Source organism: Spirillospora sp. NPDC048911 (assembly GCF_043198015.1).
In the GTDB taxonomy this organism is placed as follows: Bacteria; Actinomycetota; Actinomycetes; order Streptosporangiales; family Streptosporangiaceae; genus Spirillospora.
Genome location: NZ_JBICUD010000005.1, coordinates 512614 through 529542 on the forward strand (window position 1 = coordinate 512614; position 16929 = coordinate 529542).

17 protein-coding genes are annotated in these 16929 nt (G+C 72.6%); 9 read left to right on the forward strand and 8 right to left on the reverse strand.

All coding sequences use genetic code 11. The annotated features are described in order from the left end of the window. The first annotated feature begins 9 nt into the window (after window positions 1–9). From ACGFNU_RS25170 to ACGFNU_RS25200, 7 genes are all read left to right on the forward strand, one after another. Window positions 10–705, forward strand: a complete 696-nt coding sequence (locus ACGFNU_RS25170) for an acetoacetate decarboxylase family protein (RefSeq protein ID WP_392597295.1) — start codon at window positions 10–12, stop codon at window positions 703–705. After that, window positions 702–1547: an SDR family NAD(P)-dependent oxidoreductase gene (locus tag ACGFNU_RS25175; protein WP_392597297.1), complete on the forward strand. Its 846-nt coding sequence runs from the start codon at window positions 702–704 to the stop codon at window positions 1545–1547. The genes ACGFNU_RS25170 and ACGFNU_RS25175 overlap by 4 nt, the downstream gene beginning before the upstream one ends. A 74-nt stretch (window positions 1548–1621) precedes the next feature. After that, window positions 1622–4135, forward strand: a complete 2514-nt coding sequence (locus ACGFNU_RS25180) for a HelD family protein (RefSeq protein WP_392597299.1) — start codon at window positions 1622–1624, stop codon at window positions 4133–4135. Between the two features lie 97 nt (window positions 4136–4232). After that, entirely contained in the window at window positions 4233–4874 is a 642-nt protein-coding gene (locus ACGFNU_RS25185) for a TetR/AcrR family transcriptional regulator (RefSeq protein WP_392597300.1), read from the forward strand. Window positions 4875–4975: 101 nt separating this feature from the next. Further along, window positions 4976–5818 (forward strand): endo alpha-1,4 polygalactosaminidase, encoded by an 843-nt coding sequence (locus ACGFNU_RS25190; protein WP_392597302.1) that lies wholly within the window; start codon window positions 4976–4978, stop codon window positions 5816–5818. Between the two features lie 24 nt (window positions 5819–5842). Beyond that, a complete protein-coding gene (locus ACGFNU_RS25195) occupies window positions 5843–6280 on the forward strand; it encodes a nuclear transport factor 2 family protein (RefSeq protein WP_392597304.1) in 438 nt (145 codons plus the stop codon). 55 nt (window positions 6281–6335) lie between these two features. Then, window positions 6336–6827, forward strand: coding sequence for a metallophosphoesterase family protein (locus ACGFNU_RS25200; RefSeq protein ID WP_392597305.1), 492 nt, complete (start codon window positions 6336–6338; stop codon window positions 6825–6827). A 4-nt stretch (window positions 6828–6831) separates the two neighbouring features. On the opposite strand, the gene ACGFNU_RS25205 is transcribed toward ACGFNU_RS25200, so the two are convergent. The 6 genes from ACGFNU_RS25205 to ACGFNU_RS25230 form a co-directional block, all read right to left on the reverse strand. Beyond that, window positions 6832–7686 (reverse strand): glycosyltransferase family 2 protein, encoded by an 855-nt coding sequence (locus tag ACGFNU_RS25205; protein ID WP_392597748.1) that lies wholly within the window; start codon window positions 7684–7686, stop codon window positions 6832–6834. 138 nt (window positions 7687–7824) lie between these two features. Continuing rightward, on the reverse strand, window positions 7825–8775 hold the full coding sequence (locus tag ACGFNU_RS25210) for a CDP-alcohol phosphatidyltransferase family protein (RefSeq protein WP_392597306.1): 951 nt from the start codon (window positions 8773–8775) through the stop codon (window positions 7825–7827). Window positions 8776–8782: 7 nt separating this feature from the next. Then, a complete protein-coding gene (locus tag ACGFNU_RS25215) occupies window positions 8783–9856 on the reverse strand; it encodes an iron-containing alcohol dehydrogenase family protein (RefSeq protein ID WP_392597307.1) in 1074 nt (357 codons plus the stop codon). A 127-nt stretch (window positions 9857–9983) separates the two neighbouring features. After that, window positions 9984–10715 carry a sugar phosphate nucleotidyltransferase gene (locus tag ACGFNU_RS25220; RefSeq protein ID WP_392597308.1) on the reverse strand — a complete coding sequence of 244 codons (732 nt, stop codon included), beginning with the start codon at window positions 10713–10715 and terminating at the stop codon, window positions 9984–9986. Between the two features lie 2 nt (window positions 10716–10717). After that, window positions 10718–11374: a DUF5941 domain-containing protein gene (locus tag ACGFNU_RS25225; RefSeq protein WP_392597309.1), complete on the reverse strand. Its 657-nt coding sequence runs from the start codon at window positions 11372–11374 to the stop codon at window positions 10718–10720. Then, on the reverse strand, window positions 11371–13029 hold the full coding sequence (locus ACGFNU_RS25230) for a CDP-alcohol phosphatidyltransferase family protein (protein WP_392597311.1): 1659 nt from the start codon (window positions 13027–13029) through the stop codon (window positions 11371–11373). The genes ACGFNU_RS25225 and ACGFNU_RS25230 overlap by 4 nt, the downstream gene beginning before the upstream one ends. Before the next feature lie 126 nt (window positions 13030–13155). On the opposite strand from ACGFNU_RS25230, the gene ispD reads away from it, so the two are divergent. Both ispD and ACGFNU_RS25240 read left to right on the forward strand, forming a co-directional pair. After that, on the forward strand, window positions 13156–13875 hold the full coding sequence (gene ispD, locus ACGFNU_RS25235) for a 2-C-methyl-D-erythritol 4-phosphate cytidylyltransferase (RefSeq protein WP_392597313.1): 720 nt from the start codon (window positions 13156–13158) through the stop codon (window positions 13873–13875). Continuing rightward, entirely contained in the window at window positions 13872–14681 is an 810-nt protein-coding gene (locus tag ACGFNU_RS25240; protein ID WP_392597315.1) for a glycerophosphodiester phosphodiesterase, read from the forward strand. The genes ispD and ACGFNU_RS25240 overlap by 4 nt, the downstream gene beginning before the upstream one ends. 7 nt (window positions 14682–14688) lie before the next feature. Here ACGFNU_RS25240 and ACGFNU_RS25245 read toward each other — a convergent pair whose 3' ends face one another. Continuing rightward, window positions 14689–15540 carry a hypothetical protein gene (locus tag ACGFNU_RS25245; protein WP_392597316.1) on the reverse strand — a complete coding sequence of 284 codons (852 nt, stop codon included), beginning with the start codon at window positions 15538–15540 and terminating at the stop codon, window positions 14689–14691. A gap of 115 nt (window positions 15541–15655) precedes the next feature. Beyond that, window positions 15656–16654 (reverse strand): glycosyltransferase family 2 protein, encoded by a 999-nt coding sequence (locus tag ACGFNU_RS25250; RefSeq protein WP_392597318.1) that lies wholly within the window; start codon window positions 16652–16654, stop codon window positions 15656–15658. Window positions 16655–16929 lie beyond the last annotated feature (275 nt).

Sequence of the window (16929 nt, forward strand, 5' to 3'; positions counted from 1 at the left end):
CTTATCGGTGTGAGCCATGTGATTCAGGGTGAGCGCGTCACCATGCCCGTGCGCATCCGGGACGCCGCGGTCGCCTCGGCCATGTTCGCCGTGCCCGCGACCTCGGCGCAGGCCGTCATCGACTACTCCGGCCTGCGGGTGGCCACACCGATCCCGGCCGGCCGCCGCCGCGCCATCTGCTCGCTGGCCTTCATCCGCTACGCGGACGGCGATCTGGGCCCGTACCACGAGTTCGCGGTGGCGTTCCTCGTCCAGGGCGAGGAGCGGATGGGCGCGTTCATCCACTGGCTGCCGGTGAACCAGGAGTTCACGCTCGACGCGGGCCGGACGATCTGGGGTTTCCCCAAGGAGCTCGCCGACATCCCCATGGATCTCACCGGCCGGATCAAGCGCTGCGCCGTGCGCCTGGGCGGCCGTACCGCACTCGAACTGGCCGTCAAGCCCGGCCTGCCGACGCCGAGCGGGGCCGGGGCACCGAAGGTCGACGCATACTCCTGCCTGGACGGGATCACCCGCCGGACGCCCTGGACGATGTCGCCTTCCGGAGTCCGGCTCCGGCCCGGCGGCGCGAGGCTCACCCTGGGCGATCATCCGGTGGCCGGCGAACTCCGCGGGCTCGGGCTCCACCGCGCCCGCGCGCTGAGCAGCAGCACGGTCGCGCACCTCACGATGGAGTTCGCGGACGCCGAGGAGGCAGGGCGATGACAGAGGACGGCGAAGCCGCGCGGGGGGTGTGGGGGGTCGTCCCCCCTCGGACGGCACAGGCTACGCGGACGGCGCTGGTCACAGGGGCGGGCAGCGGGCTGGGGGCGCTCGCGGCGCAGCGCCTGGCTGCCGCGGGCTGGGACGTCGTCGGCGTGGACGTGGACGAGGCGGGTCTCGGCCGTACGGCGGCGCGCTCCCCCAACATGCACACGCGCATCTGCGACGTCGCGGACCCGAAGGCCGTCGAAGCCGTCGTGGCCGAGACGGGCGAGCCGCACCGGGTCGTGCACGCGGCCGGTATCAGCCCGCTCGGACCTGCCCTGGAACAGCCCCTGGACGAGGTCGAACGCGTCATCCGGATCAATTACCTGGGCACCGTCCACGTCGTCCGGGCGACGCTGCCGGGCATGCTGGCCCGGGGCCACGGCGAGCTGATCCTCTTCTCGTCGCTCGCCGGCTGGCTGAGCGTCCCCCTGACCTCGGCGTACGCGGCGGCCAAGGCGGCGGTGAACGCCTACGCCGAGACGCTCGTCCACGAGCACGGCGACAGCGGCGTGAAGATCCGCTGCGTGTGCCCCGCCCAGGTGGACACCCCGATGCTCCGCCGGATCGTGGCGCGGTACCCGGCGGTCGGCCGGACCCGGATCATGGAGCCCCGGCTGGTCCTGGACGAGATCGACCGGTCGCTGGCCCGGCCGGCCCGTGACCTCTACGTCCTGCCCGGCGGCCGGGCCAAGGCCGCGGTGTTCGTCCAGCGGCACGCTCCCCGGCTGCTGGGGCTCGCGCTGCGGCAGGCCGCGGGCCGGGCCGGCGGCACGCCCGAGGCCGCCCGAACCGCATAAGCTGTCTCTTTCGCCCCTGCGTGGGGTACGGGGATGAATCACCCCGAGGAGCACAGTCGCGAGGAGCAGCCTGCATGTCGTCCCCGGTCACGGGCCGGCCGGCCACGGCGAAGGACACGGCCAAGGCAACGGTCAAGGACCAAGAGATCGCCACCGAGCAGCGGTACGTCGACGTCGCCTACGAACGGCTCGACGAGATGCGCGCGGACGCCCAGGCCATGATCCGCGAGGGCTACCGGCAGGCCCTCGCCGGCACCAAGGGCTCGCTCGTCGACCGGGACGCCATGGTCCACCAGGCCGCGCTGCGCGCCCAGGCGCTCGACATCGCCGACGACGGCCTGGTGTTCGGCCGGCTCGACCTCGCGAGCCGCGAGATCCGCTACGTCGGGCGCATCGGCGTCCGCACGCCCGAGCACGACTCGCTCGTGATCGACTGGCGGGCCCCCGCCGCCGAGGACTTCTACCGCGCCACCCCCGAAGACCCGCGCGGCGTGGTCCGCCGCCGGGTCCTGCACTCGCGCGGCCACGCCGTCGTCGACCTCGAGGACGACCTGCTCGATCCGGAGGCCGCCGACGGGCTCACGATCGTCGGCGACGGCGCGTTCCTCGCCTCGCTCGCCCGCACGCGCGAGGGCGCGATGCGCGACATCGTGGCCACCATCCAGCGCGAGCAGGACGAGGTGATCCGCGCGCCCGCCGACGGCACGGTGCTCGTCCGCGGCGCCCCCGGCACCGGCAAGACGGCCGTGGCCCTGCACCGCGTCGCCTACCTGCTCTTCCGGCACCGCCGCCGGTTCGGTTCCCGCGGCGTGCTGATCCTCGGGCCCAACCGCCGCTTCACCGCCTACATCGAGCGGGTCCTGCCGTCGCTCGGCGAGGGGTCGGCGAGCCTGCGCTCGCTCGGCGACCTGGTCGAGGGCGTGACGGCCACCGGCCACGACTCCCCCGCGCTGGCCCGGCTCAAGGGCGCCGAGAGCATGGTGCGGGTGTTGCGCCGCGCCGTCGCCGACCAGGCGCCCGGCGCGCCCGACGAGCTGCGCGTCGTCTACCGGGGCGTGGTCGTCCGGCTGGATCGGCAGCGGCTCGACAAGCTGCGCAACGAGGTGCACCGGCGCAGCAGGGGCAGCGTCAACGCCGCCAGGGGCCGTGCCGCCGAGCTGCTGCTGGAGGCCCTGTGGCAGCAGTACACCGACATCGGCGGGCACGAGGAGCCCGCGCCACCCGGCCAGGAGAACCTCGCGCTCTGGAACGACCTGCTCGCCGCCGACGGCCTCGGCGAACTCGACGCGGCAGGCGGCAGTGACAACGGCAACGGCTCCGGTCCGGCCAAGAAGCCGGAGGGCAAGCAGGGCGAGTTCACCGCGCGCGTGCGCGAGCAGCGGGCGTTCACCGACTTCCTGATGGCGTGGTGGCCGATCCGCCGCCCGTCCGACGTGCTGGCCGCCCTCGGCGACGACGACCGGCTGCGCCGTGCGGCCGCGCGCGACCTCGACCGCGACGCCGTCACCCTCCTGGCGGCCTCATGGGCCGACCCCGGCACGCTCAGCTACCAGGACGTCGCGCTCCTCGACGAGATCGACGCGCTGCTCGGCTCGCCGCCCCGGCCCGCCCGCCGCAAGGCCAAGAAGGCCGACGACGACCCGTACGTCGTGGACGGCGTCAACATCCTCACCGGCGAGGAGGTCGCGGACGACGACTGGGAGCCGGAGATGCGCGAGCTCACCACCTCGATCGAGCGCCTCGAACAGGCCCGCCGCGTCGACGACGGCGTGGTCGAGGAACGTCCGGAGTACGCGCACATCGTGGTCGACGAGGCGCAGGACCTGTCGCCGATGCAGTGGCGCATGCTCGGCCGCCGCGGCCGGCAGGCCAGCTGGACGATCGTCGAGGACCCGGCGCAGAGCGCCTGGGAGGACCTCGACGCCGCCCGCACGGCGATGGAGGCCGCCCTCGGCACCGCCCAGCCCGGCGGCGCCCGCTCCGCCCGGTCGCGCCGGGGCAAGGGCCGGTCCCGCAAGCCGTCCACCGCCCAGCGGGCGCGCTACGAGTACGAGCTGACGACCAACTACCGCAACTCGACCGAGATCGCCGCGGTCGCCACCCGCGTGCTCGCCCTGGCCCTGCCCGAGGCCCGCCCGGCCCGCGCTGTGCGCACGTCCGGCATCGACCCGGTCGTCCGCGCCGTACCGGAGCGCGAGCTCGCCACGGCGGCCCGCGCGGCGGTCGAGGAGCTCCTCGACCAGGTCGAGGGCACGATCGGGCTGATCGTCCCGCTGCCCACGGCGCCGCCCCGGCCGGGCGGCGCGCAGCCCGACCTCTTCTCGCCGGACGGCGGGGCCGAGGGGGCCTGGAGCGCCGCCGAGCGTGACCGGCTCGCCGCGGGCCTGCCCGAACGGGTCCAGGTGCTGGACGTGCTGGAGGCCAAGGGCCTGGAGTTCGACGCGGCGGTGATCGTCGCGCCCGAGACCGTGGCGGCCCAGTCGCCGCGCGGCCTGCGCGTCCTCTACGTCGCCGTCTCCCGCGCCACCCAGCGCCTGACGGTGCTCACCGGCGACCCCAAGTGGACGTCGATCCTGACCACCGGCTGACGATCCTGCCCACCGGTTGACACTGTGGGAATCGCGGGGCGGCGGTTAGGCTGACAAGAGACCTGACCGCTTTGTGGCATGCGACGACCGGAGATGTATGAGCGGCCGCAATCCCGCCCCCCGGCGCAGTTACGGAGGCCGCACGGCGGAAGAGCGCCGCGCTGAGCGGCGGGAGCGGTTGCTGGGCGCGGGTCTGGAGCTCTTCGGCAGCCAGGGGTACGCCGCGACGTCCATCGAACGGCTGTGCTCGGCCGCGAGCGTGTCCACACGCAACTTCTATGAGGAGTTCAGCGGCCGCGAAGAGCTGCTCGCGGCGCTCCACCTCCGGCTGAACGAGCGCGCTCACGCCGCGCTGACCGAGGCCTACGCCGCCGCGGCGGACGAGGATCTGGCCACCCGGATCGAGACCGCGGTGCGCGCCTACGTCTCGGTCACGGCCAGCGACCCGCGCTGGGCCCGGGTCAGCTTCGTCGAGGTCATCGGGGTCAGCTCCGACCTGGAGGCGCTGCGGCTGGAGTGGCGGGAACGCTGGGCCGACATGATCGTCGGCCTGGCGGACGAGGCGGTCGCGCGGGGCGAGGCCGTCGCCCGCGACTACCGGCTGACCGCCATGGCGATCATCGGTGCGGTCAACAACCTGGTCCACCACTGGTCGGTGCGCGGCCAGGACATCCCGCTGGACGCCATCACCGCCGAGCTCACCCATCTGATCTTCGCGGTCGCCACCGCCCCCGCCTGACGCGCTCGTCCGGACGCCCCGGCCTGCCATGATCTTTGATCTTGCGCGGGAGCCGGGCGGCATCTGCCATGCTCGGCATTCCTTGGACGACGGGAGTGACGATGGCTCGGAACGTTGTACGGCTCGGTGCCGCGATGGTCGGCTTGGTGGCGGCGGCCTCGGCGTGCAGCGGATCGGGGGGCTCGGCGCGGCCGGTGTCCGCGCCCGCGTCGGCCACGGCGACCGGAACGGCGGCGGCGAAGACCTGGTGGAAGCCGAAGGCACGGCTGACATGGCAGTGGCAGCTCAGCGGCAAGGTCAACACGTCCGTCAAGGCCCAGGTGTACGACGTGGACCTATTCGAGACGTCCGCGGCGACCGTGGCGACGCTGCACAAGGCCGGCCGCAAGGTCATCTGTTACACCGCGATCGGATCCGCGGAGACCTGGCGACCCGACTTCAAGGAGTTCCCCAGGTCCGCGCTGGGCAAGAAGGTGCAGGGCTGGGAGGACGAGCGCTGGGTGGACATCCGCCGGATCGAGGTCGTCCGCAAGATCTGGGGCGCGCGCCTCGACCAGTGCAAGAAGAAGGGCTTCGACGGGGTCGAGCCGGACTGGATGGACGGCTACAAGCACGACACCGGGTTCAAGCTGACCGCCAAGCAGCAGCTCGCGTTCAACCGGATGCTGGCGCACGAGGCGCACAGGCGCGGCCTGGCCATCGGGCTGAAGAACGACCTGGACCAGATCCCGCAACTGGTGAACGTGATGGACTTCGCGGTGAACGAGGAGTGCGCGCAGTTCCGCGAGTGCCACCGCCTGACGCCGTTCATCAAGGCGAACAAGCCGGTCTTCCACGCCGAGTACGAGCTGCCGCTGAAGAAGTTCTGCGCCCAGTCGAAGAAGCTCGGCCTCAGCTCCATCCGCAAGCACGTCGACCTGCCCGCCGCCCGTCAGGCTTGCTGACCAAGCGCTTGCTATAGTCACGGCATGCCCATGTCGCCCGTGGAGCTCTCCGACCGCTTCGAGATCGGCGAGGTTCTGGCCCGCTACGCGCTGGCGGTCGACTCCGGCCGCTGGGAGCTGCTGGACACCGTCTTCACCGAGGACGCCACGCTCGACTACAGTTCCGCTGGCGGCATCACCGGCTCGCTGGCCGAGGCGAAGGACTGGCTGGCCAAGATGCTCCCGAGCTGGCCCGGCCGCCAGCATCTGATCGGGCCGCCGCTGATCGCGTTCGACGATGACCGCGCCGAGGTCACCGCCCCGTTCAGCGACACCCTCGCGCCGAGCCGCGACACGATCAGGGCGGACACCAAGGGCCTCGTCCAGGGCGGCGGCTGGTACCACCACCGGATGGTCCGCACCGCGGGCGGCTGGCGCAGCCGCGCGCTCGTCCTGGAGCAGCTCTGGCGCACCATGCAGTGAGCGGGCGCTCCGGGCGGGGCAGCATGCCCTGACGAGACGTGGGCAGAATGCCCTGATGAAAGTCGTCGCGATCTCGGACACGCACGCGCCGCGCCGCTGGAAGGCCTGCCCGCCCGCGGTCGCCGAGCACCTGCGGGACGCCGACCTGATCCTGCACGCCGGTGACGTCTGCACGGCCGGTGTCCTCGACGAACTCGCCGCCTACGCCCCCGTCCACGCCGTGCTGGGCAACAACGACGGCCCGGACGTGGCGGCATGGGGCGCCCCCGAGACCCTCCGGCTCGACCTGGACGGCCTGAAGGTCGCGATGATCCACGACAGCGGCCAGGCCCAGGGCCGCACCGCCCGGATGCGGCGACGGTTCCCGGACGCCGACCTGGTGGTCTTCGGCCACTCGCACATCCCCATGGACGAGACCGGCGACGGGATCCGCGTCTTCAACCCCGGCTCCCCCACCGACCGCCGCCGCCAGCCGCACGGCACCATCGGCCTTCTCGACATCGAGGACGCCCGCCTGCTGAAGGCCGAGATCGTCCCGGTGACCTAGCGGCTCAGATGATCGGAGGACGGCCGGTGCGGGTCATGCGCCAGGCGGTGCGCCAGGAGATGGGGCGGCGGGGGCCGGCGGGCTTGCGCCAGCCCTCGACGAAGCCCCTGAACCACGGCTTGAGCGCGCTCGGCTTGCGCTCGCGCAGCAGGGTCATGCCGACCCAGACCGCGAGGTAGGTGAACGCCAGGAGCCACGGCAGGTTGCGCCGGGCCAGCCAGACGCGGTTGCGCGCGTTGTAGCGGTAGAACATGTCGTGCCGGGTGGGCAGCACGGCCGGGTGGAACATCACGGCGGACGCGTCGTACACGATCCGGTAGCCGGCGTTGAGCACCTGCCAGGCCAGATCGGTCTCCTCGTGCGCGTAGAAGAAGTCCTCCGGGAGGCCGCCCGCGGCGTCCCAGGCGGCGCGGCGGACCGCGCAGGCGCCGCCGAGGAACGTGGTGACCTCGGAGGAACGCTCGGGGTCGCCCGCGCGGAGCCGCGGCACGTGCCGGCGCTCGCCGCGGCCGCCCTCGGGGTCGCGGACGCGGAAGGAGATGATGCCGAGGCCCGGGTCGGCGGAGAACCGGTCGCGCAGGTGGACGCCCAGCCGCGTCGACCGGTACCAGCCGTCGTCGTCCAGGAAGAGGATCACGTCGCCGCAGGAGGCCTCGACGCCGCGGTTGCGCCCGGCGGGAATGCCGACGTTCTTGGGCAGGTGGATGGGGATGACGCGCTCGTCGTCGAAGGGGGCGACGCCGGCGCGGTCGCCGACGGGATCGACGCCGTTGCCGACCAGGACGACCTCGACGTCGACGTGCTCCTGTTCGAGCGCGCTGCGTACGGACCTGGCCAGTTCTTCCGGGCGGTTACCCATCGTCAGGACGACGACCGACAGCTTCAACGAGTTGCTCCCTGCCACTCCACGATCATGCACAAGTCTGTCACTGGAAATACACCTTTGTGCAAGATCGCATTAGGCGTACCGCGATCTCCCGTTCACGGACGGGAGATCTCACTTGAGTCTCCGCGACGCCAGGATGCTGACCAGGTGCAGCAGCGTCTGCAGCACGGCGACGAGGGCGACCGCGACGGTCAGCACCCGGATCGCGGCGGGCGTGTCGTTGCCCATCACCACGTCGAGCGCGGCGGCCGCGAGGATCAGCAGCGACAGCTCGACGGCGCCGATGATGCGGTGGAAGCGCAGCATGGACGCGGCCTGGCGGGCCAGCGCGATGCCCGTGGAACGGGGGCGCAGCGCCCGGTCGCCGCCGACGGGGTCGGCGGGCAGGCCCGACTTGGCCCGGGCGACCACGACGTTGTCGGTCTCGGCCTTGATCAGCGCGGCGCCGAGGGCGGCGAGCAGCCCGAGCTCGGCCCAGCCGCCGTTCTCCCAGCCGCCCTGGGCGGCGAAGCCGAGGCCGATGAGCAGCGACACCTCGGACAGGTAGTGGCCGATGCGGTCGAGGAAGACCCCCGCCACCGAGGTCTGCCGCAGGTAGCGGGCGACCTCGCCGTCGACGCAGTCGAGCAGCAGGTAGACCTGGATCAGCACGGCCCCGCCGAGCGCCGTCCAGAGCGTGGCGGTGCCGGCGACCGGCAGCGACACGACGGCGCCCGCGACGATGCCGCTCAGCATCATCAGATAGGTGAGCTGGTTGGGGCTGAGCCCCAGCCGGAGGAAGATCCACGCGAAGTACGGGGAGAGCGTCCGCATGTAGAGGCGGCCCGCCCAGTGCTCCTCGTTGCGCCGGTCCTTGAGGCCGGGCGGCTGCCCGTACCGGCGGATGTCGGCGACCTTGGCGGACCGGCGCGAGGGCCGGTGGTCCTGATCGCCGGGCTGGGCCTGCTCGGGCGGGGCCTGCTCGGCCGGGACGCGCTCGGGCGGCAACTGCTCGAACGGGACCTGGCCGGGCGGGAAGGGGCCGGGCGAACCGTGGTCGCCGGGCGAACGCGTGTCGGCCATGGACCGCTCAGCCTCCGTGGGCTTGGACAAACTCTTCCACCGCCTTGCGGATCTCACCCTGGTCCAGGGCGAGATGCTCCAAGATCGTATAGCGGCCCGGCCGTGTCTGCGGGGCGTACAGCACGGCCTCGGTGAACTGGTCGACCGACAGCCCCACATCGCCCGGCCCCTTGGGCAGGCCGTGCCGGTCGAGGCACGCGATGATCTCGGCCAGCCGCTCGGCGCCCATGCCGAGCCGGGTCGCGCGCAGGTGGTAGCAGAACGCGGCGCCGATGCCGGCCAGCTCGCCGTGGTTGGCGGTGCCCGGATAGAGCTGGTCGATCGCGTGCAGGATCTCGTGGTCGCCGCCGCTGGCCGGCCGCGAGTCGCCGGCGAACGACATCGCCATGCCCGAGAGCACCAGGCTCTCGGCCAGCACCGTCAGGAACCGGTCGGACTCGACCGACTCGGGCTGGTGCAGCAGCGCCTCGCCCGCCGTGCGCGCGACCGTGAGCGCCATGCGGTCGACCGTCTCGCCGACCTCCTCGGAGGCCAGCAGCCAGTCGTCGACCGCGGAGAAGTTGCTCACCACGTCGCCGATGCCCGCGCGGACGAGCCGTTCGGGCGCCGCCCGCACGTAGTCCAGGTCGACGATCATGGCGAGTGGCATCACCACGCCGAACGAGCCCTTGCCCTTGTCATGGGTGAGCGAGGCGACCGGGGAGCAGATGCCGTCGTGCGACAGGTTGGTGGCCACCGAGACCATCGGGATGCCCGACAGCGTCGCCGCGTACTTGGTCGCGTCGATCGTGCGCCCGCCGCCGATGCCGACGACCGCCTCGTACGAGCCGGCCCGCAGCTTGGAGCCCAGGCTGACCGCCGCGTCGACGGTGCCGCCGTCCACGTGGAACACCTCGCAGGCCGCCAGCGACGGCCGCACGTGCTCGGTGATCTGGTCGCCCTGCCCCGGGCCGACCGCGATCGCCACCCGCCCCTCGGTGGCGATCCGCTTGTCGGCCAGCAGCTCGCCGAGGGCCGCGATGGCACCGCGGCGGACGTCGATGGACAGCGGCGCGTTGAGCATCCGCGTCAGCAGGGGCATATGCCTTCCTTTTCCGGCGGGCGCGGCGGTGACGCGGGGGCGCCGCCGCCGGCCCCGGCGCCGGAGCGCCGGACGGGCCGGAGGTCGGGTGTCCGATCAGGGCAATGAAGCGGGCGAAGCGGGCGTATCAGTACGTCTTGGCGATCCGGCGAGCCTTCTCCAGGTCGTCGTGATTGTCGACCTCCACCCAGTCGACGGCGCCGATGGGGGCCACGGAGATCGTGCCGCCGCGGTTGACCAGTTCCTGGTAGCCGTCCTCGTAGTAGAGGTCGGGGTCGCGCTCGAAGGTGGCCTTGAGCGCGTCGGCGAGGGGCTCGGCGGCGGCCGGCTCGATGAGCGTGGCGCCGATGTACTCGCCGGCCGCGCTGGCCGGGTCCATCAGCTTGGTGATGGTCGCCAGGTTGCCGGTGTCGTCGAGGATGACCTTCATCTCCTCGTCGGCCAGATTTTTCACGTTGTCCACGGCGAGGAGGATGTCCGGGCCGCGGTTGCTCAGTAGCGTCTTCTCCACGCTCACCGGATGCACGGTGTCACCGTTGACCATGAGGACGCCCTTGGAGAAGTGCTCGCGCGCCAGCCACATGGAGTAGGCGTTGTTCCACTCCTCGGCCTTGTCGTTGTGGACGAGGGTGATGGAGACGCCGTAGCGCTCCTCCAGGGCCGCCTTGCGCTCCTCGACCGCGCCCGCGCAGTAGCCGACGACGATGACGACGTCGGTCAGCCCGACCTCGGCCAGGTTGCCCAGCGCGATATCGAGGATGGTCGTCTCACCGTCGACCGGAACCAACGCCTTGGGCAGCGTGTCGGTGTACGGCCGCAGCCTTCTGCCCGCGCCCGCCGCCAGCACCATCCCGATCATGCTTAATCTTCCTCCAGGTCGACGATCACGCCACTACCGCGTCCGGTCCGCAGCCACGTCGTGACGCTCTCGATGCCGAACAACACGCCAAGGTAGGCGGCCAAGGCAGCGTACGCGAACGGGAGAAACCCGGAGAGGCCCACGAACGCCACAATGAGCATGCGGCCCTCCCAGCCGAGGCCGGCCCGGAAGACCCAGTCCTGTGGCCAGAGCCGCTGGCGGGTGCGGTACACGGTGTCGTAGTGGTGGTACGCGAGCACGGCGATCAGCGCGAAGATCAGTGGCGCCGGCACGCCCTGTGCGAACCCCAGTACGGCGAGGTAACCATACTCGATCGTGCGGATGATCGGCGGGACAAGCCAGTCAAGTCGCCCGTTGTGCGGGTGGCCGCTCGCGGGCCCGGTCAGCAGCAGCGCCGCCACCGGCGCGAACAGCGTGCGGGTGTCGCCGGCGCCGGCACCCGCCACCAGCAGGACGCCGGTGACCACCAGCGCGATCACTGCGCCAGGCAGCGGCGGCAGGTGGCCGCGCACCGGCCGGCCCAGGCCCATGGCGATCGGCCCGTCGTCGCGGTAGGCCCGCAACTGCCGGGTGGCGAACGCGCGGGCGCCCCGGGCGCCGGCGTCCTGGATCATCGATTCCTCGGCCACGGCGGTCATCGCGCGATCGACCTCATCACCCGTCCGGTCAGCGTGTACATGGCGGCGACCCCGCCCCACAGGAGCAGCGCGAGGAAGGTCACCCGGGCGTCGAACAGCGCGGCGGTGATCGCGATCAGCGCGAACCGCTCGCCGATGGGCAGGACGATGATCTTCTTGGCCCAGTGCAGCAGCCGGACCTGCGACGTGCTCCCGGACAGCCGCGCCACGAACCCCCCGGGCCGGGCCGTCGCCTTCTGTCCCGTCGCGTTCGGGGCCGCCGCGTTCGCGACGACGGGCTGCTCGGCGGACGCCGGCGCGGGTGGCGGCGCGGCCGGGGGCGCGCCGTCGTCCACCGAGGTGAGGGGCACCTCGGGCAGCGGCCGCACCGCCCGGACGCGGTTGCTCGCGCCGTACGCGAAGTCGATCATGTGCCGGATGGTCTGCAGGGCCAGGGCGGCCACCGCGAGCCCCCAGACGTCGCCACCGTGCACGCCGCTGCCGGCCGCGGCGGCGGTGGACCCGACCGCCAGCCCCGCGAACACGACGTACTCCTTGGCCCGGTCGAAGACGGCGTCGAGCCACGCCCCGAGCGTGCTGAACTGCCGGGTGTAGCGGGCCAGCTGCCCGTCCACGCAGTCGAACACGAAGGCGAAGTAGAAGAGCACGCCGCCGACGACCATGCCGGTGCGGGTGCCCGCGGCGAACCAGACGGCCGCCACCACGGCGACGCCCATCGAGATCGACGTCACCATGTTGGGCGTGAGCCCGCGCCGCGCCGCCCAGCGGGCGATGTGGCGGGAGTAGGTGCTGACCGCGAACGTGGTGAAGAAGCCGTCGTTGCTCTTGACCGCGGCCGCGAGCCGGACCTCGTCCTCGTCCACGGCGTCGAGCGCCGACACGGCGGCGGCCACGCCCTCCTCGCTGTCGGCGCGCACGCAGACCAGCTGCGAGTCGCCGCACCGGGTCACCGGAACGCCGCCGCGCACCAGGCCGACGAGGAGCAGCTCGATCGCCTCCGGCGCCCGCACCGGCGCCGGGCCGGCCAGCGCGGGACCGCCCCGCGCCGGACAGCCCGGCACCGGCTCGGGGAGCGGGCGTCCGGGCGCCTCGGGATCACCCAGGAACAGCACCAGGCTCTCGACGATCTCCGCGAGCGCGGCGGTGCGCGGCGGGGAGACCCGCAGCGCGCCCGGGAACCCGGCGTCCGGCTCGGTCACCCGGTGGTACGGGGAGCCCGCGGAGGCGATCCGGCCGCGTTCGGACCGGACCGGGGTGGCCGCGCCGGCGAGCGGGCCGGTCAGCGCGGCGACGGACCCCTTGGCGTCGATCAGCAGCCGGGCCAGCGGCTCGTCCCCGGTGACGAGGTCGCCCGCCAGCACCACGACCGGCCCCCGCGCCCGGCCGGCCAGCCGGGCGATCTCGTGCAGGTCGCCGGCGGTGTCGTCGGACTCGATGACGTCGTGGCCGTCCTTGCGCAGCGCGGGCGCCAGCTCCGGCCGGGTGATGACGTGGTGGTCCGGTACGTTGAGCGTGGCCAGCTGGGCGCGCAGCCGCGCCAGCAGCGTCGGCCGCTCGGCCTCACCGGTCGCTCCGGGACGGGGCAGGACCGCGGCGGGGCACGGATCGTGGCTCCCGGCGATCCGCCCGGTCGCGAGGATTACCGCTACGGTCATCGGCGCCTCCGGCGGCGTGGTACGGGGTGTGCGATGGGTGGCGCCCAGGGCCGTGCGGACGGCACCATGGGACGGTTGCCCAGCGTAGCGGCTTGACGACAATTTGAAGTGGAAAGGGGAACGGCGATGCGGACGATCGCGGTGGTCCTCGCGGGCGGCACCGGGCAGCGCATGGGCGCCGCACGGCCCAAGCAGCTCATCGAGGTCGGCGGGCGGCCGATCCTGGCGTACGCGATCGAGGCGTTCAACGGCCATCTGGGCGTGGACGAGGTCCTCATCGTCATGGCCGCCGGGCACGTGCGCACGGCCGCCATGATCGCCGCTCCGTTCCACAAGGTGACGGGCCTGGTGGAGGGCGGTGACACCCGTACCGCCTCGACCGTCGCGGCGCTGACGGCGCTGGCCGGGCGGTCCGGCGACACCCGCGTGCTCTTCCACGACGCCGCCCGCCCGTTCGTCGACCACGGCGTGATCGACCGGGTGCTGGAGGCGCTGGTGACGCACGAGGCGGTCGCGGTGGGCGTGCCCTCCGCCGACACGATCGTCGCGGTCGAGGACGGCGTGGTGCTGTCGATGCCGCCGCGCGAGTCGCTCGCGCGGTTCCAGACCCCGCAGGGCTTCCGGCTCGGCACGATCCGCAAGGCCTACGAGCTCGCCCTGGCCGATCCGCTGCTCGCCGCCACCGACGACTGCGGGATCGTCCACCGCTACCTGCCGGACGTGCCCATCCGGGTGGTGGCGGGCAGCGAGCGCAACCTCAAGGTCACCCATCCGCTCGACGTCGTCATCGCCGAGCATCTCGCCGCCGAACCCGACGGCGCCGCCGACTCCCCGGAGAGCAGATGATTTTCGAGAACGCGCCCGCCGTCATCGGCCACCGCGGCTTCGGCTCGGGCTACGTCCCCCGCCCCCGCCAGGAGCCGTCCCTGGCCGGCCGGCGAGAGCAGGAGGAGGCCGACGGCGAGACTCTCGCCGAGAACACGATCCCCTCGATGCTGGCCGCGCTCGACGCGGGCGCGTCGTGGATCGAGATCGACGTGACCCGGACGGCCGACGACGATCTCGTCCTGCGCCACGACCCCACCCTTCCGGACGGCGCCTTCCTGATCGACACCGCGGCGGCGGACAGCGGCCTGCCGCGGCTGGTGGAGGTGTTCGACGCGCTTCCCGCCGGGGTTCCGGTCGACGTCGACGTGAAGACGATCCTCGAGGACGCGGTGGACGCCCCGTCCAGGCGTACCGGAGCACTGCTGGCGCCCCTCCTGCGCCGTGAGGCCGGCCGCCGGCCGCTTCTCGTGACCTCGTTCGACCCCTCCTTGTTGCTCTACCTGCAGGAGGAGTTGCCAGGCGTGCCGCTCGGGCTGCTCACGTGGCTGCGCTTCCCGTTGTGGCATGGCGTCCCGGCGGCGGCGGGCCTCGGCCTGCAGGCGATCGGCGTGCACACGGAGTCGTGCGGCTTCGGCCACCCCGACACCCGCCTCCGCCCGCTGGAGCAGATCGTGAACGTCGCGCACAAGGCGGGCCTGGAGTTCATCGCCTGGTGCCCGGCGCCGCAGGACGTCCACGCCTACGCGGAGGCGGGCGTGGACGCGCTCGTCGTCAACGACGTTCCCGGAGTCGTCGGCGCCCTCGAAGGAGCGCCGAAGTCGTAGGGCGCCCCTAGCGGGAGCCTCCGCCGTCCTTGAGATCGTCTCCGCCGTACATCCGGGTCCACTCCCCGGGCTCGTCGTCCGAGGGCTGCTGAGAGGACTGAGACGGCTTCGGCGGGGGCGGCGGGGGCGGCTGCGACGGGCCCGGCGCGGGGATTCCGCCGAAGCCGGGGCCGGCGCTCGGACTCGGGGTGGGGATCCCGCCCGGGCCGGGGCTGGCACTCGGGCTCCCGCTCCGGCCGGCGCCGGGACTCTGGTGCTGCCCGTACGGCGACGGAGGCCCGGCCGGGCCGCGGCCGTACTGCTGCTGCTCGCGCCCGTACTGCTGCTGCTCGCGTCCGTACATCGGGCTCGGCGCCCCGGGCATGGCGGGCGGCGGTCCGCCCGGTGTCCCGGGCGGCGGTCCGGCCGGGTGACGGGGCGCCGCCGTCGCGGGCGTGCGCGCGCGCCAGCGCGACGGCACCAGCGAGCCGGCCAGGAGCACCACGCCGATGAGGAACGGCACGCCGAAGACCGACATGGTGATGACCGAAAGCCGGTAACGGTCGGGCAGGCCGTCGACGTGGTCGCCGGCCCAGATCGGCTTCAGCAGCCAGAGCAACCCGTACGCGGTGAGGACCGCTCCGGGGATGAGCGAGGCCAGCGGCGACAGCCGCGAGCCCACCAGCACCGCGACCACCACGGCGGTGAAGGCGAGGACCGCGCCCGCGACCAGGCCCGTGGACGTCGTCGAGGCGAACTGCACGTAATGCCGGCGGTACTCATCGATCCGTTCGAACCCGAGCGTGAGTCCCGCGCCGACCAGGGGCGTGGCGATCACCCCCGCCACGACACCCAGGCCGTGACGCGCACCGTTCGACATGGCCACCTCCTCATCCGGCCGGCGGCATGATCCGCCAACCTAATCCTGAGACGTGGCTTTATCTACCCGGGTTCACCCGTTAGGTCTGGTTCCTCCGAATTTCGGTACGGCCGGTTCAGGGCTTGGCCGGGGTGGGCTGGCCGAGCCCGGGAGGACTCGTCAGGAACCCGACCCCCCACGAGACGTGCATGGTGGCGAACACCAGCGGCAACCGGATCCAGGCCGAGACCGGCAACCCGCGTCCCTCGACGGCGGCACCGGCCACCATCGCGAGCGCGTACCCGCCGGGCAGGAGCCAGCCCGGCCAGATGCCGAACGCGCCCGCCACGGTGCCCGCGGCCATCGCCAGGACCGCCAGCGGCGGCGCCAGGTAACGCAGGTTGAGCGTGCCCTGGTGCTCGCGGCCCACGACGCGGCGCCAGCGGCCGGTGTGGAAGTACTGCTTGGCCAGCGCGCGCAGGCTCGGGCGGGGCCGGTAGGTGACACGCATCCGCGGGGTAAAGAAGACCTTGCCGCCGCTCTGCCGGATGCGGTGGTTCATCTCCCAGTCCTGGGCGCGGACGAACGTCTCGTCATAGCCGCCGACGCGCTCCAGGGCGCTGCGCCTGAACGTGCCGAGATACACCGTCTCGACCTCGCCCGCCTCACCGCCGGTATGGAAACGTGCGTTGCCGACGCCCAGCTTGGAGGTCATCGCGCGGGCGACGGCCTGCTCGAACGGCGTGATGCCCTCGGCCGCCATGATGCCGCCGACGTTGTCCGCGCCCGTCTCCTCCATCGTCTCGACCGCGGCCCGCACATAGTCGGCGGGCAGCAGCGAGTGGCCGTCCACCCGGACGATGATGGAGTACTGGGACGCCTTGATGGCGATGTTGAGGCCCTGGGGGGTGCGCCCGGTCGGATTGGCCACCACGACGATGCGGGGATCCTCGGTCGCCAGCTTGGCGGCGATCTCCTCGGTCCGGTCCCGGGACGGTCCGATCGCGAGGACGAGTTCGAGCTCGCCGGGGTAGTCCTGGGTCACGATGCGCCGGACGGCGTCGGTCAGATGCCGTTCTTCGTTGAGCACGGGCATCACGACCGACACCGCGGGCCAGGTGCGGTCTTGTGTCATCTGCTGGGCGCCGTTCATTGGGCTGTGCGCGTGGGGAGACGGATTCATACAGTGATCTGGGCCGGTTCGGCTGGCCGGAGGGCCCTTCCTCTCTCTTGCTGGCTCCGGTCTATGACGCAGCTCACGACACCCTGGCCGGGTGTGGCCGCCTGGGAGGGAGGTCAAGACGGCGCCACGTTACTCCAAGGACACGAGTCCGAGGTAGCGAACGGACGGGTGTTCCCCACTTTAAGGTGGGGACGACGCGCGTCAGAAGGCGCCGAATCGGTCTCGGG

What these genes read in the sequence shown, in the direction of transcription:
- ACGFNU_RS25250 (WP_392597318.1), bottom strand. Translation starts at nt 16,654, where the DNA reads ATGACACAAGACCGCACCTGGCCCGCGGTGTCGGTCGTGATGCCCGTG.
- ACGFNU_RS25200 (WP_392597305.1), top strand. Translation starts at nt 6,336, where the DNA reads ATGAAAGTCGTCGCGATCTCGGACACGCACGCGCCGCGCCGCTGGAAG.
- ACGFNU_RS25220 (WP_392597308.1), bottom strand. Translation starts at nt 10,715, where the DNA reads ATGATCGGGATGGTGCTGGCGGCGGGCGCGGGCAGAAGGCTGCGGCCG.
- ACGFNU_RS25215 (WP_392597307.1), bottom strand. Translation starts at nt 9,856, where the DNA reads ATGCCCCTGCTGACGCGGATGCTCAACGCGCCGCTGTCCATCGACGTC.
- ACGFNU_RS25185 (WP_392597300.1), top strand. Translation starts at nt 4,233, where the DNA reads ATGAGCGGCCGCAATCCCGCCCCCCGGCGCAGTTACGGAGGCCGCACG.
- ACGFNU_RS25245 (WP_392597316.1), bottom strand. Translation starts at nt 15,540, where the DNA reads ATGTCGAACGGTGCGCGTCACGGCCTGGGTGTCGTGGCGGGGGTGATC.
- ACGFNU_RS25190 (WP_392597302.1), top strand. Translation starts at nt 4,976, where the DNA reads ATGGCTCGGAACGTTGTACGGCTCGGTGCCGCGATGGTCGGCTTGGTG.
- ACGFNU_RS25210 (WP_392597306.1), bottom strand. Translation starts at nt 8,775, where the DNA reads ATGGCCGACACGCGTTCGCCCGGCGACCACGGTTCGCCCGGCCCCTTC.
- ACGFNU_RS25240 (WP_392597315.1), top strand. Translation starts at nt 13,872, where the DNA reads ATGATTTTCGAGAACGCGCCCGCCGTCATCGGCCACCGCGGCTTCGGC.
- ACGFNU_RS25205 (WP_392597748.1), bottom strand. Translation starts at nt 7,686, where the DNA reads ATGGGTAACCGCCCGGAAGAACTGGCCAGGTCCGTACGCAGCGCGCTC.
- ACGFNU_RS25230 (WP_392597311.1), bottom strand. Translation starts at nt 13,029, where the DNA reads ATGACCGTAGCGGTAATCCTCGCGACCGGGCGGATCGCCGGGAGCCAC.
- ispD (WP_392597313.1), top strand. Translation starts at nt 13,156, where the DNA reads ATGCGGACGATCGCGGTGGTCCTCGCGGGCGGCACCGGGCAGCGCATG.
- ACGFNU_RS25175 (WP_392597297.1), top strand. Translation starts at nt 702, where the DNA reads ATGACAGAGGACGGCGAAGCCGCGCGGGGGGTGTGGGGGGTCGTCCCC.
- ACGFNU_RS25225 (WP_392597309.1), bottom strand. Translation starts at nt 11,374, where the DNA reads ATGACCGCCGTGGCCGAGGAATCGATGATCCAGGACGCCGGCGCCCGG.
- ACGFNU_RS25180 (WP_392597299.1), top strand. Translation starts at nt 1,622, where the DNA reads ATGTCGTCCCCGGTCACGGGCCGGCCGGCCACGGCGAAGGACACGGCC.
- ACGFNU_RS25195 (WP_392597304.1), top strand. Translation starts at nt 5,843, where the DNA reads ATGCCCATGTCGCCCGTGGAGCTCTCCGACCGCTTCGAGATCGGCGAG.